Origin of the sequence: Modicisalibacter sp. MOD 31.J (assembly GCF_020147985.1) — a bacterium.
GTDB classification, from domain to species: domain Bacteria; phylum Pseudomonadota; class Gammaproteobacteria; order Pseudomonadales; family Halomonadaceae; genus Modicisalibacter; species Modicisalibacter coralii.
This window is the reverse complement of the sequence record NZ_JAGXFF010000003.1, coordinates 382,011-397,399: the sequence shown is the minus strand read 5'-3', so window position 1 is coordinate 397,399 and position 15,389 is coordinate 382,011. Positions and strand designations below refer to the sequence as shown.

At 68.0% G+C, this 15,389-nt stretch carries 13 protein-coding genes; 7 read left to right on the top strand and 6 right to left on the bottom strand.

The window, feature by feature from the left end; translation table 11 throughout:
• Window positions 1–70: 70 nt before the first annotated feature.
• Both KGR00_RS12460 and thpR read left to right on the top strand, forming a co-directional pair.
• Complete coding sequence (locus tag KGR00_RS12460; protein WP_224418437.1) at window positions 71–3,256, top strand: multidrug efflux RND transporter permease subunit; 3,186 nt, start codon at window positions 71–73, stop codon at window positions 3,254–3,256.
• Window positions 3,257–3,290: 34 nt separating this feature from the next.
• A complete protein-coding gene (gene thpR, locus KGR00_RS12455; protein WP_224418438.1) occupies window positions 3,291–3,827 on the top strand; it encodes an RNA 2',3'-cyclic phosphodiesterase in 537 nt (178 codons plus the stop codon).
• Between the two features lie 15 nt (window positions 3,828–3,842).
• Here thpR and KGR00_RS12450 read toward each other — a convergent pair whose 3' ends face one another.
• The gene (locus KGR00_RS12450; RefSeq protein ID WP_224418439.1) at window positions 3,843–4,718 is read right to left on the bottom strand and encodes an SDR family oxidoreductase; all 876 of its coding nucleotides are present in this window, start codon (window positions 4,716–4,718) and stop codon (window positions 3,843–3,845) included.
• Between the two features lie 71 nt (window positions 4,719–4,789).
• On the opposite strand from KGR00_RS12450, the gene KGR00_RS12445 reads away from it, so the two are divergent.
• The 4 genes from KGR00_RS12445 (at window position 4,790) to KGR00_RS12430 (ending at window position 9,476) form a co-directional block, all read left to right on the top strand.
• The gene (locus KGR00_RS12445; RefSeq protein WP_129139706.1) at window positions 4,790–5,716 is read left to right on the top strand and encodes a hydrogen peroxide-inducible genes activator; all 927 of its coding nucleotides are present in this window, start codon (window positions 4,790–4,792) and stop codon (window positions 5,714–5,716) included.
• Complete coding sequence (gene recG / locus KGR00_RS12440) at window positions 5,713–7,794, top strand: ATP-dependent DNA helicase RecG (RefSeq protein ID WP_224418440.1); 2,082 nt, start codon at window positions 5,713–5,715, stop codon at window positions 7,792–7,794. The genes KGR00_RS12445 and recG overlap by 4 nt, the downstream gene beginning before the upstream one ends.
• 66 nt (window positions 7,795–7,860) lie before the next feature.
• Entirely contained in the window at window positions 7,861–8,022 is a 162-nt protein-coding gene (locus KGR00_RS12435; protein ID WP_162500838.1) for a hypothetical protein, read from the top strand.
• Window positions 8,010–9,476 carry an ATP-binding protein gene (locus KGR00_RS12430; protein WP_224418441.1) on the top strand — a complete coding sequence of 489 codons (1,467 nt, stop codon included), beginning with the start codon at window positions 8,010–8,012 and terminating at the stop codon, window positions 9,474–9,476. Before KGR00_RS12435 ends, KGR00_RS12430 begins: the two co-directional genes overlap by 13 nt.
• 145 nt (window positions 9,477–9,621) lie before the next feature.
• Here the strand turns inward: KGR00_RS12430 and KGR00_RS12425 are convergent, their stop codons facing one another.
• A complete protein-coding gene (locus KGR00_RS12425) occupies window positions 9,622–9,810 on the bottom strand; it encodes an Lrp/AsnC ligand binding domain-containing protein (RefSeq protein ID WP_224418442.1) in 189 nt (62 codons plus the stop codon).
• Here KGR00_RS12425 and KGR00_RS12420 point away from each other — a divergent pair.
• Complete coding sequence (locus KGR00_RS12420) at window positions 9,809–10,852, top strand: zinc-dependent alcohol dehydrogenase family protein (protein ID WP_224418443.1); 1,044 nt, start codon at window positions 9,809–9,811, stop codon at window positions 10,850–10,852. The genes KGR00_RS12425 and KGR00_RS12420 overlap by 2 nt on opposite strands.
• Before the next feature lie 33 nt (window positions 10,853–10,885).
• Here KGR00_RS12420 and yccS read toward each other — a convergent pair whose 3' ends face one another.
• The 4 genes from yccS to KGR00_RS12400 all read right to left on the bottom strand — a co-directional run bounded on the left by yccS (window position 10,886) and on the right by KGR00_RS12400 (window position 15,368).
• Complete coding sequence (gene yccS, locus KGR00_RS12415) at window positions 10,886–13,105, bottom strand: YccS family putative transporter (RefSeq protein WP_224419839.1); 2,220 nt, start codon at window positions 13,103–13,105, stop codon at window positions 10,886–10,888.
• 254 nt (window positions 13,106–13,359) lie between these two features.
• Window positions 13,360–13,716 (bottom strand): hypothetical protein, encoded by a 357-nt coding sequence (locus tag KGR00_RS12410; RefSeq protein WP_129139710.1) that lies wholly within the window; start codon window positions 13,714–13,716, stop codon window positions 13,360–13,362.
• A gap of 106 nt (window positions 13,717–13,822) precedes the next feature.
• Entirely contained in the window at window positions 13,823–14,200 is a 378-nt protein-coding gene (locus tag KGR00_RS12405; protein WP_267899211.1) for an HU family DNA-binding protein, read from the bottom strand.
• A gap of 7 nt (window positions 14,201–14,207) precedes the next feature.
• Window positions 14,208–15,368 (bottom strand): FAD-dependent oxidoreductase, encoded by a 1,161-nt coding sequence (locus KGR00_RS12400; protein ID WP_224418444.1) that lies wholly within the window; start codon window positions 15,366–15,368, stop codon window positions 14,208–14,210.
• Window positions 15,369–15,389 lie beyond the last annotated feature (21 nt).

The window sequence follows — 15,389 nt, the reverse complement described above, 5'->3', positions numbered from 1 at the left end:
CTGCGCCAACCATTCCCGGGAACGACGACAAGCGGCGGGCATCGCATCCGCCGCACAGGAGCCCCAAGGCATGAATGTTTCGCGTTTCTTCGTCGACCGCCCGATCTTCGCCGCGGTGCTGTCGATCGTCATGCTCGCGCTCGGCGCGATCTCGATCCCCAACCTGCCGATCGGCGAGTATCCGGAGGTGGTGCCGCCCTCGGTGCTGGTGCGCACGGTCTACCCCGGCGCCAACCCCAAGGAGATCGCCGACACCGTCGCCGCGCCGCTCGAGGAGGCGATCACCGGCGTCGAAGGGATGATGTACTACAAATCCGTCGCCGGTTCCGACGGGGTGCTGCAGATGACCGTCACCTTCCGCCCTGGCACCGACGCCGAGCAGGCTACGGTGCGGGTGCAGAATCGGGTCAGCCAGGCCTTGGCACGCCTGCCCGAGGCGGTGCGTCGCCAGGGCGTGACCACCCAGAAGCAGTCGCCGACCTTTCTGATGGTGGTGCACCTGGTCTCGCCGGACGACCGCTACGACACTCTCTACCTGCGCAACTACGCCCGCCTGCACGTGCGCGACCAGCTGGCCCGCATCCCCGGCGTGGGCGAGGCGCAGCTGTTCGGCGGCGGCGACTACGCCATGCGCGTGTGGCTCGACCCGGACCGGGTCGCCGCCCACGGCCTCACCGCCGGCGACGTGGTGGCGGCGATCCGCGACCAGAACGTGCAGGTCTCCGCCGGGCAGATCGGCGGCGAACCGATGCCCGACAGCGACTTCCTGACCCTGATCAACGCCAAGGGACGCCTGACCAGCGAGGCGGAGTTCGGCGACATCGTGCTCAAGACCGGCGCCGACGGCGACATTCTCAGGCTCAAGGATGTCGCCCGGCTGCAGCTCGGCGCCGGCGACTACACCCTGCGCGCCCGCCTGGATGGCAAGGACGCGGTGGCGATCGGCATCTTCCAGTCACCCGGGGCCAACGCGCTGGAGATTCGCGATCAGGTGATCCACACCATGGACGAGCTGGCGACCCAGTTCCCCGCCGGGCTCGAGTATCGCAGCGTCTACGACACCACGCTGTTCGTCACCGATTCGATCCACTCGGTGATCCAGACCCTGCTGGAAGCGGTGCTGCTGGTGGTGCTGGTAGTGACGCTGTTCCTGCAGACCTGGCGCGCCTCGCTGATCCCGCTGCTGGCGGTGCCGGTCTCGGTGGTGGGCACCTTCGCGGTGCTGCTGCTGCTCGGCTACTCGATCAACACCCTGACCCTGTTCGGGCTGGTGCTGGCGATCGGTATCGTCGTCGACGACGCCATCGTGGTGGTGGAGAACGTGGAGCGCAACATCGAGCAGGGGCTGGCGCCACGCGCCGCGGCGCATCAGGCAATGCGCGAGGTCTCGGGGCCGATCGTGGCCATCGGCCTGGTCCTGTGCGCGGTGTTCGTACCGATGGCCTTTCTCTCCGGGGTGACCGGCCAGTTCTATCGCCAGTTCGCGGTGACCATCGCCATCTCCACGGTCATCTCGACGATCAACTCGCTGACGCTGTCGCCGGCCCTGGCGGCGATGCTGCTCAGGCCCCACGATGCGCCCAAGGATCGCCTGACGCGGGTGATCGACGCCCTGTTCGGCTGGCTGTTCCGGCCTTTCAATCGGCTCTTCAACGCCGGCTCCGAGCGCTACCGGGGCGTGGTGTCGCGCAGCCTGAAACGCCGCGGCGCGGTGTTCGTGATCTATCTGATCCTGCTCGGGGCCACCGGCTATCTGTTCAAGACGGTGCCGCCCGGGTTCATTCCGGTGCAGGACAAGATGTACCTGATCGCCGGCGTCAAGCTGCCCGAGGGCGCCTCCCTCGAACGCACCGACGCCCTGCTGCGCCAGGTCGTGGATATCGCCATGCACACCGATGGGGTCGAGCACGCGATCTCGTTCCCGGGGCTCAATGCGCTGCAGTTCACCAACACCTCCAACACCGGCCTGGCGTTTCTGACCCTGACGCCGTTCACCGAGCGCACCCGCACGGCAGCGGAGATCAATGCCGAGCTCGCCGGCAAGCTCGGCGCGCTCAAGGATGGCATCGCCTTCTCGTTCATGCCGCCACCGATCCTGGGGCTCGGCAACGGCTCCGGCTATCAGCTGTTCCTCGAGGATCGCGGCGGCCTCGGCTACGGCCCGCTGCAGGAAGCGGTCAACGCCTTCCAGGGGGCGGTGATGCAGACCCCGGGGATGTCCTATCCGATCACCAGCTATCAGGCCAACGTGCCCCAGCTCGATGCCGACGTCGACCGCTTGAAGGCCAAGTCCCAGGGGGTGGCGGTGGCCGACCTCTTCGACACCCTGCAGACCTATCTGGGCTCGACCTACGTCAACGATTTCAACCAGTTCGGCCGCACCTGGCAGGTCATTGCCCAGGCCGACGCCCCCTACCGCGACAGCGTCGAGGACATCGCCCGCCTGCGCACCCGCAACGCCCAGGGCGAGATGGTGCCGATCGGCTCGATGATAAAGGTCCACCAGACCTTCGGCCCCGACCCGGTGCTGCGCTTCAACGGCTACCCCGCCGCCGATCTCGCCGGCGAAGCCGACCCGCGAGTGCTCTCCTCGCCCCAGGCGATGGCCGAGCTGACCCGGATCGGCGCCCAGGTGCTGCCGGCGGGGATCGACTTCGAGTGGACCGATCTCAGCTATCAGCAGGCGACCCAGGGCAACGCCGCGCTGATCGTGTTCCCGCTGGCGGTGATGCTGGTGTTCCTGGTGCTGGCCGCGCTCTACGAGAGCTGGACCCTACCGCTGGCGGTGATCCTGATCGTGCCGATGTGCGTGCTCTCGGCGCTGATCGGGGTGCGCCTGGTGGGCGGCGATACCAATATCTTCGTCCAGGTGGGGCTGGTGGTGCTGATCGGGCTGGCGTGCAAGAACGCGATCCTGATCGTCGAGTTCGCCCGCGAGCTGGAGCTCGAGGGTCGCGAGACCGTGGCCGCGGCGCTGGAAGCCTGCCGTCTGCGCCTGCGCCCGATCGTCATGACCTCGATCACCTTCACCGCGGCGGTGATACCGCTGGCGCTGGGCCACGGCGCGGGCGCCGAGGTCCGCCAGGCGCTGGGGGTCGCGGTGTTCGCCGGCATGCTCGGGGTGACCCTGTTCGGCCTGCTGCTGACCCCGGTGTTCTATGTCGCGCTGCGCAAGCTGGCCGGGCCGCTGAAGCACGCCCATGCGTCTACGCTGGAGGGGGAGAACGTCGGGCAGCCGAAGGATGGCCACGCCTGACGCCCCATGCGCGCCAGACACCGGAGTCGACATCGTGACACAGCCCTATCGGCTCTTCTTCGCCCTGTGGCCGGACAGCGAGTTGCGCGACCGCCTGGTGACGCTGGCCCACGAGGCACGGCGCCATTGCGGCGGGCGCGCCACGCCGCCGGACAAGCTGCACCTGACGTTGGCGTTTCTCGGCGAAGCTGGCGCGGCGCAGGCCGAGTCGCTGACGGCGGCCACGCACCGGCTATGCATGGCGCCGGGCACCTGGCGGCTCGACCATGGCGGGCACTTCCGCGGCGGCGGGATCGTCTGGCTGGGCGGCGACGACGGCGCCGAGACACTGACGGCGCTGCACCGTCGACTCGCCGCGCTGGCCGAGGCGGCGGCCGGCCTGTCGGTGCCGTCCGACCGGCCCTTTCGTCCCCACGTCACCCTGCGCCGACGCGCCAAGCCGCCACCCGTCGCCTGGCCGGAGGTCACCCTCGACTGGCACTATCGACGGGTGGCGCTGGTGGCATCAGGCCAGCGAGACGGCCAGCACCGCTATCGGACGCTGGCCGTCTCGGAGACAGCGTCTGGCTGAGGGACCGAGAAGAGATCAGGCCTTGGCGGGCTTGGCCGGGTCGGCGCTGGCCAGCACCTGGGCATAGCCCTCGCGGAAGGTCGGGTAGCGGAAGTGGTAGCCGGTCTCGCGCAGACGGGTATTGTCGCAGCGCTTGCTGGAACGGCGCTTGAGCGGCGACTGCATGGTCTCGCTGCTCTCGATGCCGAGGCGCTGGGCCAGCCAGGTGGTCACGTCGTGCAGCGGCACCGGTTCGCAGTCGCTGGCCAGATACAGCGGCTCGAGCGGCTGGTCGTCCAGGGCCCGGCCGATCAGGTGGGCGAGCACCCCGGCACAGTCGTCGCGATGGATGCGGTTGGTGTACATCGGCGGCACGGCAGCGGCCATGCGACCCTCGCGGACCTGCTGGATCAAGCGGTCGCGGCCGGGGCCGTAGATTCCCGAGAAGCGCACCACGGTGCCCGGCAGGGCGTGCTCGGTCAGCGCGCGTTCGGCGGTCAGCATCAGTTGTCCGGAGAAACCGCGCGGCTCGGTCGGCGAGGTCTCGTCGACCTGTTCGCCGTCCTGCTGGGCATAGACACTGGTCGAGGAGACGAAGAACACCCGCTTCAGCGCCTTGTCGCGCCGCTCGAGTTCGCCGAGTACCGCCTTCAGCCCGTCGGGATAGGCGGCCCGGTAGGCGCTCTCGTCGAAATGATCGGCGCTGGCCACGTAGACCACGATGTCGGCGTCGGGCAGCGACGCCAGCGCGGCCTCGTCGGTGAGGTCGAGAGCCAGCGGCTCGATGCCGGTCCCCTCGAGCGCCTGCGGGTGGCGCCGAACGCCGACCACACGATGGCCGGCATCGACGAGCAAGCGGCCGAGCGTCGTTCCGATGTCGCCACAGCCGAGAATCAGACTGGTATTCTTCACCTTTACCTGGCTCCTTGGTAAAAACGAAAGCATCCATTGTTGCAACAGGACAGCCCATTGCGGGCCACACCATGACTCTAACAGAACTTCGCTATATCGTAACCTTGGCGCAGGAGCGCCATTTCGGCCGGGCCGCCGAGCGCTGCTTCGTCTCGCAGCCGACGCTGTCCGTGGCCGTGAAGAAGCTCGAGGAGGAGCTCGGGGTGGCGCTGTTCGAGCGTTCCAAGTCGACGGTTCAGGTCACGCCGCTGGGCGAGAAGGTGATCGAGCAGGCCCAGCGCGTGCTCGAGCAGGCCAGCCTGATCCGCGAGCTGGCCAACGAAGGCAAGGATCAGTTGAGCAGCCCGATCCGCATCGGCGCGATCTACACCATCGGCCCTTACCTGTTTCCCTACCTGATTCCCGAGCTGTCGCGCAGCGCACCGCAGATGCCGCTGTACATCGAGGAGAACTTCACCGCCGAACTGCGACGCAAGCTGCGCAGCGGCGAACTCGATGCGATCATCGTCGCCCTGCCCTTCACCGAGGCCGACGTGGTCACCCGCGCGCTCTACGACGAGCCCTTCGAGGTGCTGATGCCCAGCGGCCACCCCTGGGCGCAGAAGAAATTCATCGACAAGGACGACCTGGCCCGCGAGCGCCTGCTGCTGCTCGGCGAGGGCCACTGCTTCCGCGACCAGATCCTCGAGGCCTGCCCGGCGATCGGCAGCCAGCTCAACAACCCGTCCAACACGCTCACCGCCGAGGGCGGCTCGCTGGAGACCATTCGTCACATGGTCGCCTCCCGGCTGGGCATCACGGTACTGCCCAGTTCGGCGATCGGCACCAACCACTACGAATCGGGGCTGCTGGAGAGCCGGCCGTTCGCCCCCGAGGCACCCAGCCGCACCGTGGCGATCGCCTGGCGCGCCAGCTTCCCGCGGCCCAAGGCGATCGACGCCCTGATCGAGGCCATCGAACGCTGCCGCCAGCAGCAGGCCGACCCCGTTCCGGCATGAATGATCTGGCGCAACCGGTCACCGAACTGACCGGCGTCGGCGAGGCGCTCGCCGCCAAGCTGGCCCGGCTGCGCGTCCAGACGATCGCCGACCTGCTGTTTCACCTGCCGCTGCGCTATCAGGACCGCACCCGGATCACCCCGATCGGCACCCTGCGCGCCGGCATGGAGGGCGTCGTCGAGGGCGAGGTGTCGGCCGCCGACGTGGTCAAGGGGCGCCGGCGCAGCCTGCTGGTGCGGCTCAAGGACGACTCGGGGATCATCAGCCTGCGTTTCTTCCACTTTTCGCCGGCCCAGCAGCAACAGTTCCAGCGCGGCGCCCACGTGCGCTGTTTCGGCGAGGCGCGGGCCGGCGCCACCGGGCTCGAGATCTACCACCCCGAGTACCGGTTGATCGGCACCGGCGAGGCGCCGGTCGAGGATCACCTGACGCCGATCTACCCCACCACCGAGGGGCTCACCCAACCGCGCCTGCGCGGGCTGATCGGCCAGGCGCTCAAGCGGCTCGCCGAGGCCCCCGAGGCGCTGCCCGACGGCATCCCCGAGCCGCTGCGCGAGCGCTTCCGCCTGCCCGGGCTCCACGAGTGCCTGCGCTACCTGCACGAACCGCCGCCGGACGCCGATCTCGAGCGCCTCGCCGAGGGCCGTCATCCCACCCAGCGGCGCCTGGCCCTCGAGGAGCTGCTCGCCCACCAGCTGAGCCTGCGCCAGGTGCGCCTGCGCATCCAGGCCGACGGCGCTCCCGCGCTGCCCTCGGGCCGCGGCCTGCAGGCGCGTTTCGTCGCCCAGTTGCCGTTCTCGCTGACCGGCGCCCAGCAGCGCGTGCTCGACGAGATCGCCCGCGACCTGGAGACCGAGTGCCCGATGCTGCGCCTGGTCCAGGGCGACGTCGGCTCGGGCAAGACGGTGGTCGCGGCGATGGCCGCGCTGGCCGCCATCGCCGGTGGCTGCCAGGCGGCGGTGATGGCGCCCACCGAGATCCTCGCCGAGCAGCATTTCCGCAACTTCCGCGAGTGGTTCGCGCCGCTGGGCATCGAGGTCGCCTGGCTCGCCGGCAAGCTCAAGGGCAAGGCGCGCCTCGATACCAAGGCGGCGATCGCCGACGGCCGCGCCCAGGTGGTGGTGGGCACCCATGCGCTGTTCCAGGAGGACGTCCACTTCCAGCGCCTGGGCCTGGCGATCGTCGACGAGCAGCATCGCTTCGGCGTCCACCAGCGTCTGGCGCTGCGCCAGAAGGGCGAGGCCGGCGGGCTGACCCCGCACCAGTTGATCATGACCGCCACGCCGATCCCGCGCACCCTGGCGATGAGCGCCTACGCCGATCTCGACCTGTCGGTGATCGACGAGCTGCCGCCGGGACGCACCCCGGTGCAGACCGTGGCGGTCCCCGACGAGCGCCGTCCCGAGGTGGTGGCGAGGATCCGCAACGCCTGCGCCGAGGGGCGCCAGGCCTATTGGGTCTGCACCCTGATCGAGGAGTCCGAGGCCCTGCAGTGCCAGGCCGCCGAGGCGACCCGCGACGCCCTGACCGAGGCCCTGCCGGAACTCGCCGTGGGGCTGGTCCACGGGCGCATGAAAGCCGCCGAGAAGGCAGCGGTGATGGCGGCCTTCAAGAGCGGCGAACTCGACCTGCTGGTCGCCACCACGGTGATCGAGGTGGGCGTCGACGTGCCAAATGCCAGCCTGATGATCATCGAGAACCCTGAGCGCCTGGGGCTGTCGCAGCTTCACCAGCTGCGCGGGCGGGTCGGACGTGGGAGCACCGAGAGCTTCTGCGTGCTGCTCTATCATCCGCCGCTGTCGGCCCACTCCCGGGAGCGCCTGGCGGTGATGCGCGAGAGCACCGACGGCTTCCGCATCGCCGAGAAGGATCTCGAACTGCGCGGCCCCGGCGAGGTGCTGGGCACCCGCCAGACCGGCCTGGCGCAGATGAAGATCGCCGACCTGGAGCGAGACCGCGACCTGCTCGAACGGGTCAGCCCGCTGGCCCGGGCGCTGCTCGAGGAAGCCCCGGATGCCAGCGAGCCCTTGATCCGGCGCTGGCTGGGCGACGAGGCAGGGCGCTATGGGCAGGTGTGAGGCATTTGCCTCGATACGCCATCACCCGCCTACAAGCCTCCCGCTGACCGATCCACAGGAGCACGCATGAGCGCGACCGAGCAATGCGACATCATTGAGCACAGTGTCAGCCCGCCACTGAGTGACCAATCATTTGCGGACACATTGCCCGCCGATGTCGTCATCGGTATGTCCTTGAGACCCACCGCCAATGACACGAACAACGGAGGCAAGGTATGCAGCCCGTGAATCGTGCTCGGGATATCGATCTGGTCGATGAATTACGCAGCCACCCCGAAGAATTGCCTTGGCTGGAGTTCAAGCAGGACAACATCGATCCGGACGTAATCGGCAAGCGCTGTTCCGCCCTCGCCAACGCGGCGCGCGTCGAGGGGCAAGATTGCGGCTATATGCTCTGGGGTATCGACGATGCCACGCATGCCGTGGTGGGCACCCGTTTCCAGCCCGACGGCCAGCGCGTCAAGGGGCAGGAGTTGCAGCTCTGGCTCGCCAATCAGCTGCAGCCCAGTATTGCTTTCACCTTTCGCGTGATCGATCATCCGGAAGGTCGAGTGGTCATGCTCGAGATCCCCGCCGCTACGACAGCGCCGATCGCTTTCAAGAATATTGCCTATATCCGCGTCGGTAGCACGACACCCAAGCTAGCCGACTATCCCGAGCGCTATAAGCAGCTCATCGAGTCTCTCCGTCCTTATGTCTGGGAATACGGCGTGGCACTGTCTTACCAGACGGGCGACGACGTACTGGCACTGATCGACTATGCCCAATATTTTCGCTACACGCGTCAGCCCCTGCCGGACAACCGGGCGGGGATCTTCGAACGCCTGTCCGCGGATCGGCTCATCGAACGCGATGTCGGCGAGCGATGGAACATCACCCACCTGGGTGCGATGCTTTTTGCCGTGCGCCTCGAGGACTTCGAGGCGTCGCTATCGCGCAAGGCGGTGCGCCTGGTCGTCTACGATGGCCACAACCGCGCCGCGACAGTCACCCACCGCCTGGATGGCAAGAAGGGTTACGCCTGTGGCTTCGAGGGGCTGGTCGACTATATCAACGATGTCGTACCGCATAACGAACACATCGGCCGAGCACGCCGCGAATCTCGACCACTGTTTCCTGAACTGGCCGTTCGTGAGCTGGTGGCGAATGCGCTGATTCACCAGGACATGACGATTACTGGAGCAGGCCCGCAGATCGAGATATTCCGTGACCGGATGGAAATCACCAACCCGGGGCGGCCATTGATCCAGGCAGAACGCATGATCGATCTGCCGCCGCGCTCTCGCAATGAAACGCTGGCTTCTCTCATGCGACGGATGAGATTCTGTGAAGAACAGGGCAGCGGCCTGGACAAGGTCGTTGCCGAGGTCGAGCTGTACCAGTTACCGCCCCCGCTGTTTCGAGAAGAGGGCGACGCCACGCAGGTAGTGCTCTATGGGCCGCGGAAATTCGCTGACATGACGCCTGACGAACGCGTTCGAGCCTGTTATCAGCACGCCGTGCTGAAGTTCTTGAGTGGCGGGGAGCGGATGAAAAACGCCACGCTTTGCCAACGTTTCGGCATCGATCCCAGAAACGCATCGCAGGCCTCGGCCGTGATCAGGAAGACGCAGGCAGCAGGACTGATCAAGGTTGCCGACCCCGATCACCCACGCGCCGGGTACGTCCCGGGCTGGGCGTGATTTCTTGATCGAGTTTTCATTCTGGGCGATACCGGCCCTTTCAACCCCTTTTAAAATTCATATAAAACAAAGACTTAAATACACCATCCATAGCAAATTTTCTTGATCGGGTTTTGATCGACGGGAAGCAGCACGGGCGTCTGTCTCAATCCAGCGGCAGCCGGTTGGTCGACTTCACCTCGCGCAGCGACAGGCTGGAGCGGATATTGGTCACCCCTGGCAGCCGTCGCAGCTCGCGCTCCACGAACTGGCTGTAGTCGTCCAGGTTCTTGGCCACGATGATCAGCAGGAAGTCGTCGCCCACTAAACCCTCCAGCGTACGAGTCATCGCCATGAAAGCCGTGGTCTTCGAAAGCTTCCAGACACCTCCCAGTATCCAGACCGTTCCCGATCCCTCTCCTGACCCCCACGGCGTGGTGGTGCAGGTGGAGGCATCGGGGCTGTGCCGCAGCGACTGGCACGCCTGGATGGGGCACGACAGCGACATCGTGCTGCCCCACGTCCCCGGGCACGAGCTGGCCGGCACCATCGTCGCGGTGGGCAAGGAGGTCACCCGCTGGCAGCCGGGGGCGCGGGTCACCGTTCCCTTCGTCAGCGGCTGCGGCGCCTGCAACGAGTGCCGCAGCGGCCACCAGCAGGTATGTCACCACCAGGTGCAGCCCGGTTTCACCCAGTGGGGCTCCTACGCCGAGTACACCAGCCTGCAGCATGCCGATCTCAACCTGGTCGCGCTGCCCGAGAGCATGGACTTCGCCACCGCCGCGGGCCTCGGCTGCCGTTTCGCCACCGCCTTCCGCGCGGTGGTCGATCAGGGCCGGGTCAGCGGCGGGCAGTGGGTCAGCGTCTACGGCTGCGGCGGGGTCGGGCTGTCGGCGATCATGATCGCCAGCGCCCTGGGCGCCCAGGTGGTGGCGGTGGATATCGACGACGCCAAGCTGCGCCTGGCGCGGGAACTCGGCGCCACGGCGACGCTGAATGCCACGCAGTGTGCGGATGTCGTCGCGGCGGTCCGCGAGCTGAGTCAAGGTGGCGCCCATGTCTCGCTGGATGCGCTGGGCAGCCGGCTCACCTGCCAGAACTCGATCCTGAGTCTGCGCACCCGCGGCAAGCACGTGCAGGTAGGGCTGATGGCGGGGGACCAGCAGTCGCCACCGCTGCCGATGCATCGAGTGATCGCCGAGGAGTTGGAGATTCTGGGCAGCCACGGCATGCAGGCGCACCGCTACGGCGCCATGCTCGACATGGTGCGCCACGGCCGGCTCGATCCGGCACGGCTGGTCGGCCAGCGTATTGGCCTGGCCGAGGCGCCGGCAGCGCTGATGGCGATGGATTCGTTCCAGGGTGTGGGGGCCACGGTGATCACCGACTTCCGCTAGGCCTGTCTGAAAAGGACGGTCCGAGAAGCCCCGTCAGGCCGGCTCGGCGGCCGGCGTCTCATCGTCGGCCTCGACCGGCCGGGCCACCAGCCGCGCGGCGGCCTCGCTCAGCGGCACCAGTTGCCGGCTGAGATGCAGCAACTGGGTCTGGACCACGCGACGTTCGTCGTCGGCGTCGTCCCGGGCGGCGGCGGGCTCGCGCTCGAAGATGGCGACCAGGGCGTCCTGCTCGTCACGCGGGTCGGCGATGGGCTCGCGGGCCTGCAGCCGGGCGGCGATGGCATCGAGGTCGTCGGCGAGTCGCCGCGCGGCGGCGTAGAGCTCAGCGTCGTCCGCACTGGCCACCAGGGTGCCGCGATGGGCCCCCAGCGCGGAGAGATACCCCAGCAGGGTGTGCGAGACGACCAGGAAGCGAAAGCCCTCGTCGGCGTCCTTCTTGCGATAGTGCCCGGGTTCCTGAAGCATGTTGCCCAGCACCGTGGAGAGCGCGGCGTCGGCATTGTGGGCGTTGCGTCGCGCCAGCCGGTAGGCGAGATCGTCCTGCTTGCCGCTCTCGTACTGGTGGATGATCTCGCGCAGGTAGGCGGTGCTGTCGGCGAGCGCCCTCGACGCGACCTTGTGCAGCCGGCGCCCCTGCCAGTCCGGCAGGATGAAGAACACCGCCAGCCCGGCGATCAGGGCGCCGACCAGGGTATCGAACAGGCGAGGCAGGATCAGGTCGAAGCCATCACCGACCTGGTTGAAGCTCGCCAGCACCAGCGTGGTGATGGCCGCGGTGGCGACGATGTAGTGGCGTTCGCGGTTGGCGAAGAACACCACGCCGGCGATGACCGCGATCAACGACTGCACCAGCGGGTCGGGAAACAGGCTGATCAGCGCCCAGCCGACCACCAGCCCCAGCACCGTGCCCTGGATCCGCTGGCGCAGGAAGCGCCGTGTGGCACCGAAGTTGGGCCGGCACACGAACAACGTGGTCAGCAGGATCCAGTAGCCCTGGGTCGGGTGCACCAGGTGCAGCACGGCGTAGCCCGCCAGCAACGCGATGGGCAGGCGCAGGGCGTGGCGAAAGGTCGGCGATCCCGGCGTCAGCTGCAGGCGCACGCGCTCCCAGGCGTCCGTGATGCTGCGCGGCGAGCGATCGAACAGACTGGCGTCCTGCTCGTCGACCGCCGCGTCCGGGTTCTGGGCGCTGGAAAGCTGATTCTCCAGCGTCGTCAGATTGCGCGCCAGGGCCTGCAGCGAGCGCAGCAACGGCGTCCAGTCCGGGTTGCGCTGCGCGCGCAGGTAGACGATCGAGGCGTGCAGATCCTCCAGGGCCTGTTCGCTCTGGTCGTGATCGAAGGGCTGGCGCAGCAGCAGGGCCCGGGCCAGCCGCTTGCAGGCGCGGCCCTGCTGGTCGAGCAGGCGCTGGCAGCGGAACAGCACGTCGTGGTGGAAGAAGGCCTCGGCCAGCGCCGAATAGGGGTAGTGCGAGGCGCTGACCCGTTCGTGGATGTCCTGGGCGATGAAATAGAGCCGCAGGTAGCGATTGAGCTTGCGGCTGCCGCGCTGGCCTTCCAGGCGCCGGAAGATCATCTCCTTGGCCTGGTTGAGGGCGGTGACGACGCGGCCGTTCTGGCGCGCCAGCGCCACCCGGCGCTCCTCGACGTCGAGCCCGCGCAATGGCTCGAACAGGGTCGCCTTGATGATCAGGTACTCGCCCAGCTCGCGATAGAGCTGAGCCATGCTCTGCTTGAGCGGCTGGCGCGAGAACAGCGCGCACCAGATCACCGAGATCAGCCCGTACCAAGCCGCCCCGCCGACCAGCAGCAGCGGCTGACGCCAGACATTCTCGCTGGTCCCGCCGTGCTGCTCGATGCTGATCATCGAGTAGACCGACAGGATCAACGTCGCCGAGGCGATGGTCGCGTAACGCGGTCCCACGGCGCCCAGCATGATGAAGACGAAGGCGGACAACGCCAGGCCGGGCGCGAACAACCATGGCCAGGGAAACAGCAGCTCCACCGAGAGCGAGGCGACGGCGAAACACACCAGCGTGACCAGCAGCGCCCGGACCCGCCCCTCCCAGTTGTCGTCGGTCTCGGCCAGGGCGCTGGCGATGATGCCGAGGAACAAGGGTATCGTCAGCGCGATCCGGTCCAGATGCCAGCCGAGGGCGATGGCGCCGCCGAGGGCGAGGAACACGCGCAGGCTGTAGGCGAACTTGTCGAGCGTCCACAGGCGACGCAGGGATTGGGCGAGCGAATCGGGAATCTCGGTATCTCCGGGTCGTGACCGTGGGGCACGCTTGCCTGCCGGGGCGGTGGCAGACACCTGGCGCGGCGCTGATGATCTTAGACTTTAGTATAACGTCTTGTGGCTTATCGGCGGCAACAGCGAGCGCTTTACCCGGGGCGGACACGCTGGGCGGGGACGCAAGGGTACCCAGTCCCACCTGAGCCGTGCGGTCTCGGCCGTCGGCCCGAGCCGGTTCCAGCGGCTCGGGCGCGCGGCCGCCAGGCGATTGGTCAGAGGTGCTTGAGCAGTGCCTGGAGGCGATTGAGATCCCGGGAATCGCCGACCAGCCGCAAGCGCCCGTCGATCAGGCCCTCGCGGAAGGCCCGCTGGGAGGGCTTCTTCAGGACCGCCAGGGCGGCCTCGGCGTCGCGAAAGCGCAGTTCCAGGTCGAGATCCACCGGCAGGCCCGGGGCGCTGGCGACCCGCTCGGCGTTCATCCGGTAGTGTCGGGCGATGGACAGATCCTCGGTGGCGATGCCCCAGTCCAGCCGACCGCGTTCGCGCAGGGCGTCGCGAAACGCCGTCCGGCGCCGCCGCGCACGCTTGAGCATCCAGCCGAGCAGCCACAGCATCAGTCGAAGCTTCATGGCGCATCCATGACGTCAGAGGAGGAAGGGAGAGCCGTCGCCTGGGCGACGGCTGGCGGGAGGGCCCGGACACGCTGACGGTACCGGGCTCTCTCCCGCGGCGGTCTTACTTGGAGACGGCGTCCTTGAGAGCCTTGCCGGCCTTGAAGGCAACGGTCTTGCTGGCCGGGATGGTCAGCGACTCGCCGGTCTGCGGGTTCTTGCCGGTACGGGCCGCCCGCTCGCGCACGGTGAAGGAGCCGAAGCCGATCAGTGACACGTCCTGCCCCTTGGCCACGCTGCCGGTGATCTCGTCGAGAATCACGTTGAGCACCTGACTGGCCTTGTCCTTGGAAAGATCGGCACGCTCGGCAATCGCCGCCGCGAGTTCTGGCTTGCGCATATAGCCCTCCTGAAATGTGGCAGTGAAGACGGCAGCCTCGACTACCGTGGGTCTTGTTGTTCGTGACTTAGGTCGACGCGAACCCGCAGGTCTGCGGGGTATGACGCAACTAGATTAGCAACGGCGGCGCGGCCCGCGCCAGTTCGACTTTCCGCCGCACGCAGCGTCCTGTCAACGCAAAGCCCAACAAACGTCCGTTCTCGTCTTCCGCCAGGGCACTGAGATCGACGTCCTCGCCCTCGATCCGCCAGCGGTGAGGAACTTCCCGCGGGGGCAGGGCGACCACCGGGCAACAGGGGGTCTTGACGATCACCGGCCAGGGCCCGTAATTCACCGCGGTGGGCGTGCCGGAGAGCGTCGCCGCCAGCGCCTTGGCACTCGCCTGCAGCGGCTGGACATACATGGCATTGACGCCGTCCACGCAGGCCACGTCGCCCAGCGCGTAGATCCCCGGCGCCGAGGTGCGCAGGTAGCGGTCGGTGTGAATGCCCGCCGCACTGCTGGTGATGCCCGCCCGCTCGGCGAGCGTCGTGCGCGGTGCGAGGCCGGTGGCCACCAGCACCAGGTCGGCATCCAGCGCATGGCCGTCGTCCAGGGGCAGGCACACGTCGCCACCGTCGAGTTTCGGGGCCGTCACGTGGCGCCCCAGATGCAGCGCGATACCGGCGCCGGCGAGCTCGCCGGCCAGCGCGTGGCCCAGCGGCTCGGGGAGCAGGCGCGCCAGTGGCGCGCGCTCGGGGGCGATCATCGCCACCGCGTGGCCGGCGGCGGCCAGGTCGTTGGCATATTCACAGCCCACCAGCCCGGCACCGACGATCGCCACCCGGGCCGGCCGGCCGACGGCCTCCAGCGCGGCGTGAAAGGCGCGGTAGTCGTCGAGATCGTTGATGGTGAAGACCCGTCCGGCGAGCGCCGCGTCGATGGTGAAGGGCGGTTGCGGCGCGGCGCCGGTGGCGAGCACCAGCTCGTCGAAGGCCAGCCTCTCGGTGCCGAGCTGCAGCTCGCACGCCCCCGGGTCGACGGCATCGACCCGGGTGTGGGTACGCACCACCAGGTTCAGTTCGTCGGCGAGCGCCAGCGCCGAGCGGCTGGCCAGGGCGTCGGGGGCCAGCCCCTTGGCGAAGCCGGTGGACAGCAACGGCTTGGAATAGTCGTCACCGCTGTCGGCGGTGATCAGGGTGATCGGCCGTTGCGGCTGGTGGCGACGCAGGGCACGCGCCAGGCCGAGACCGGCCATGCCGCTGCCGAGCAGGATCAGAGGTGAGCTCATGCGGTTCCCTGGCATGATGAT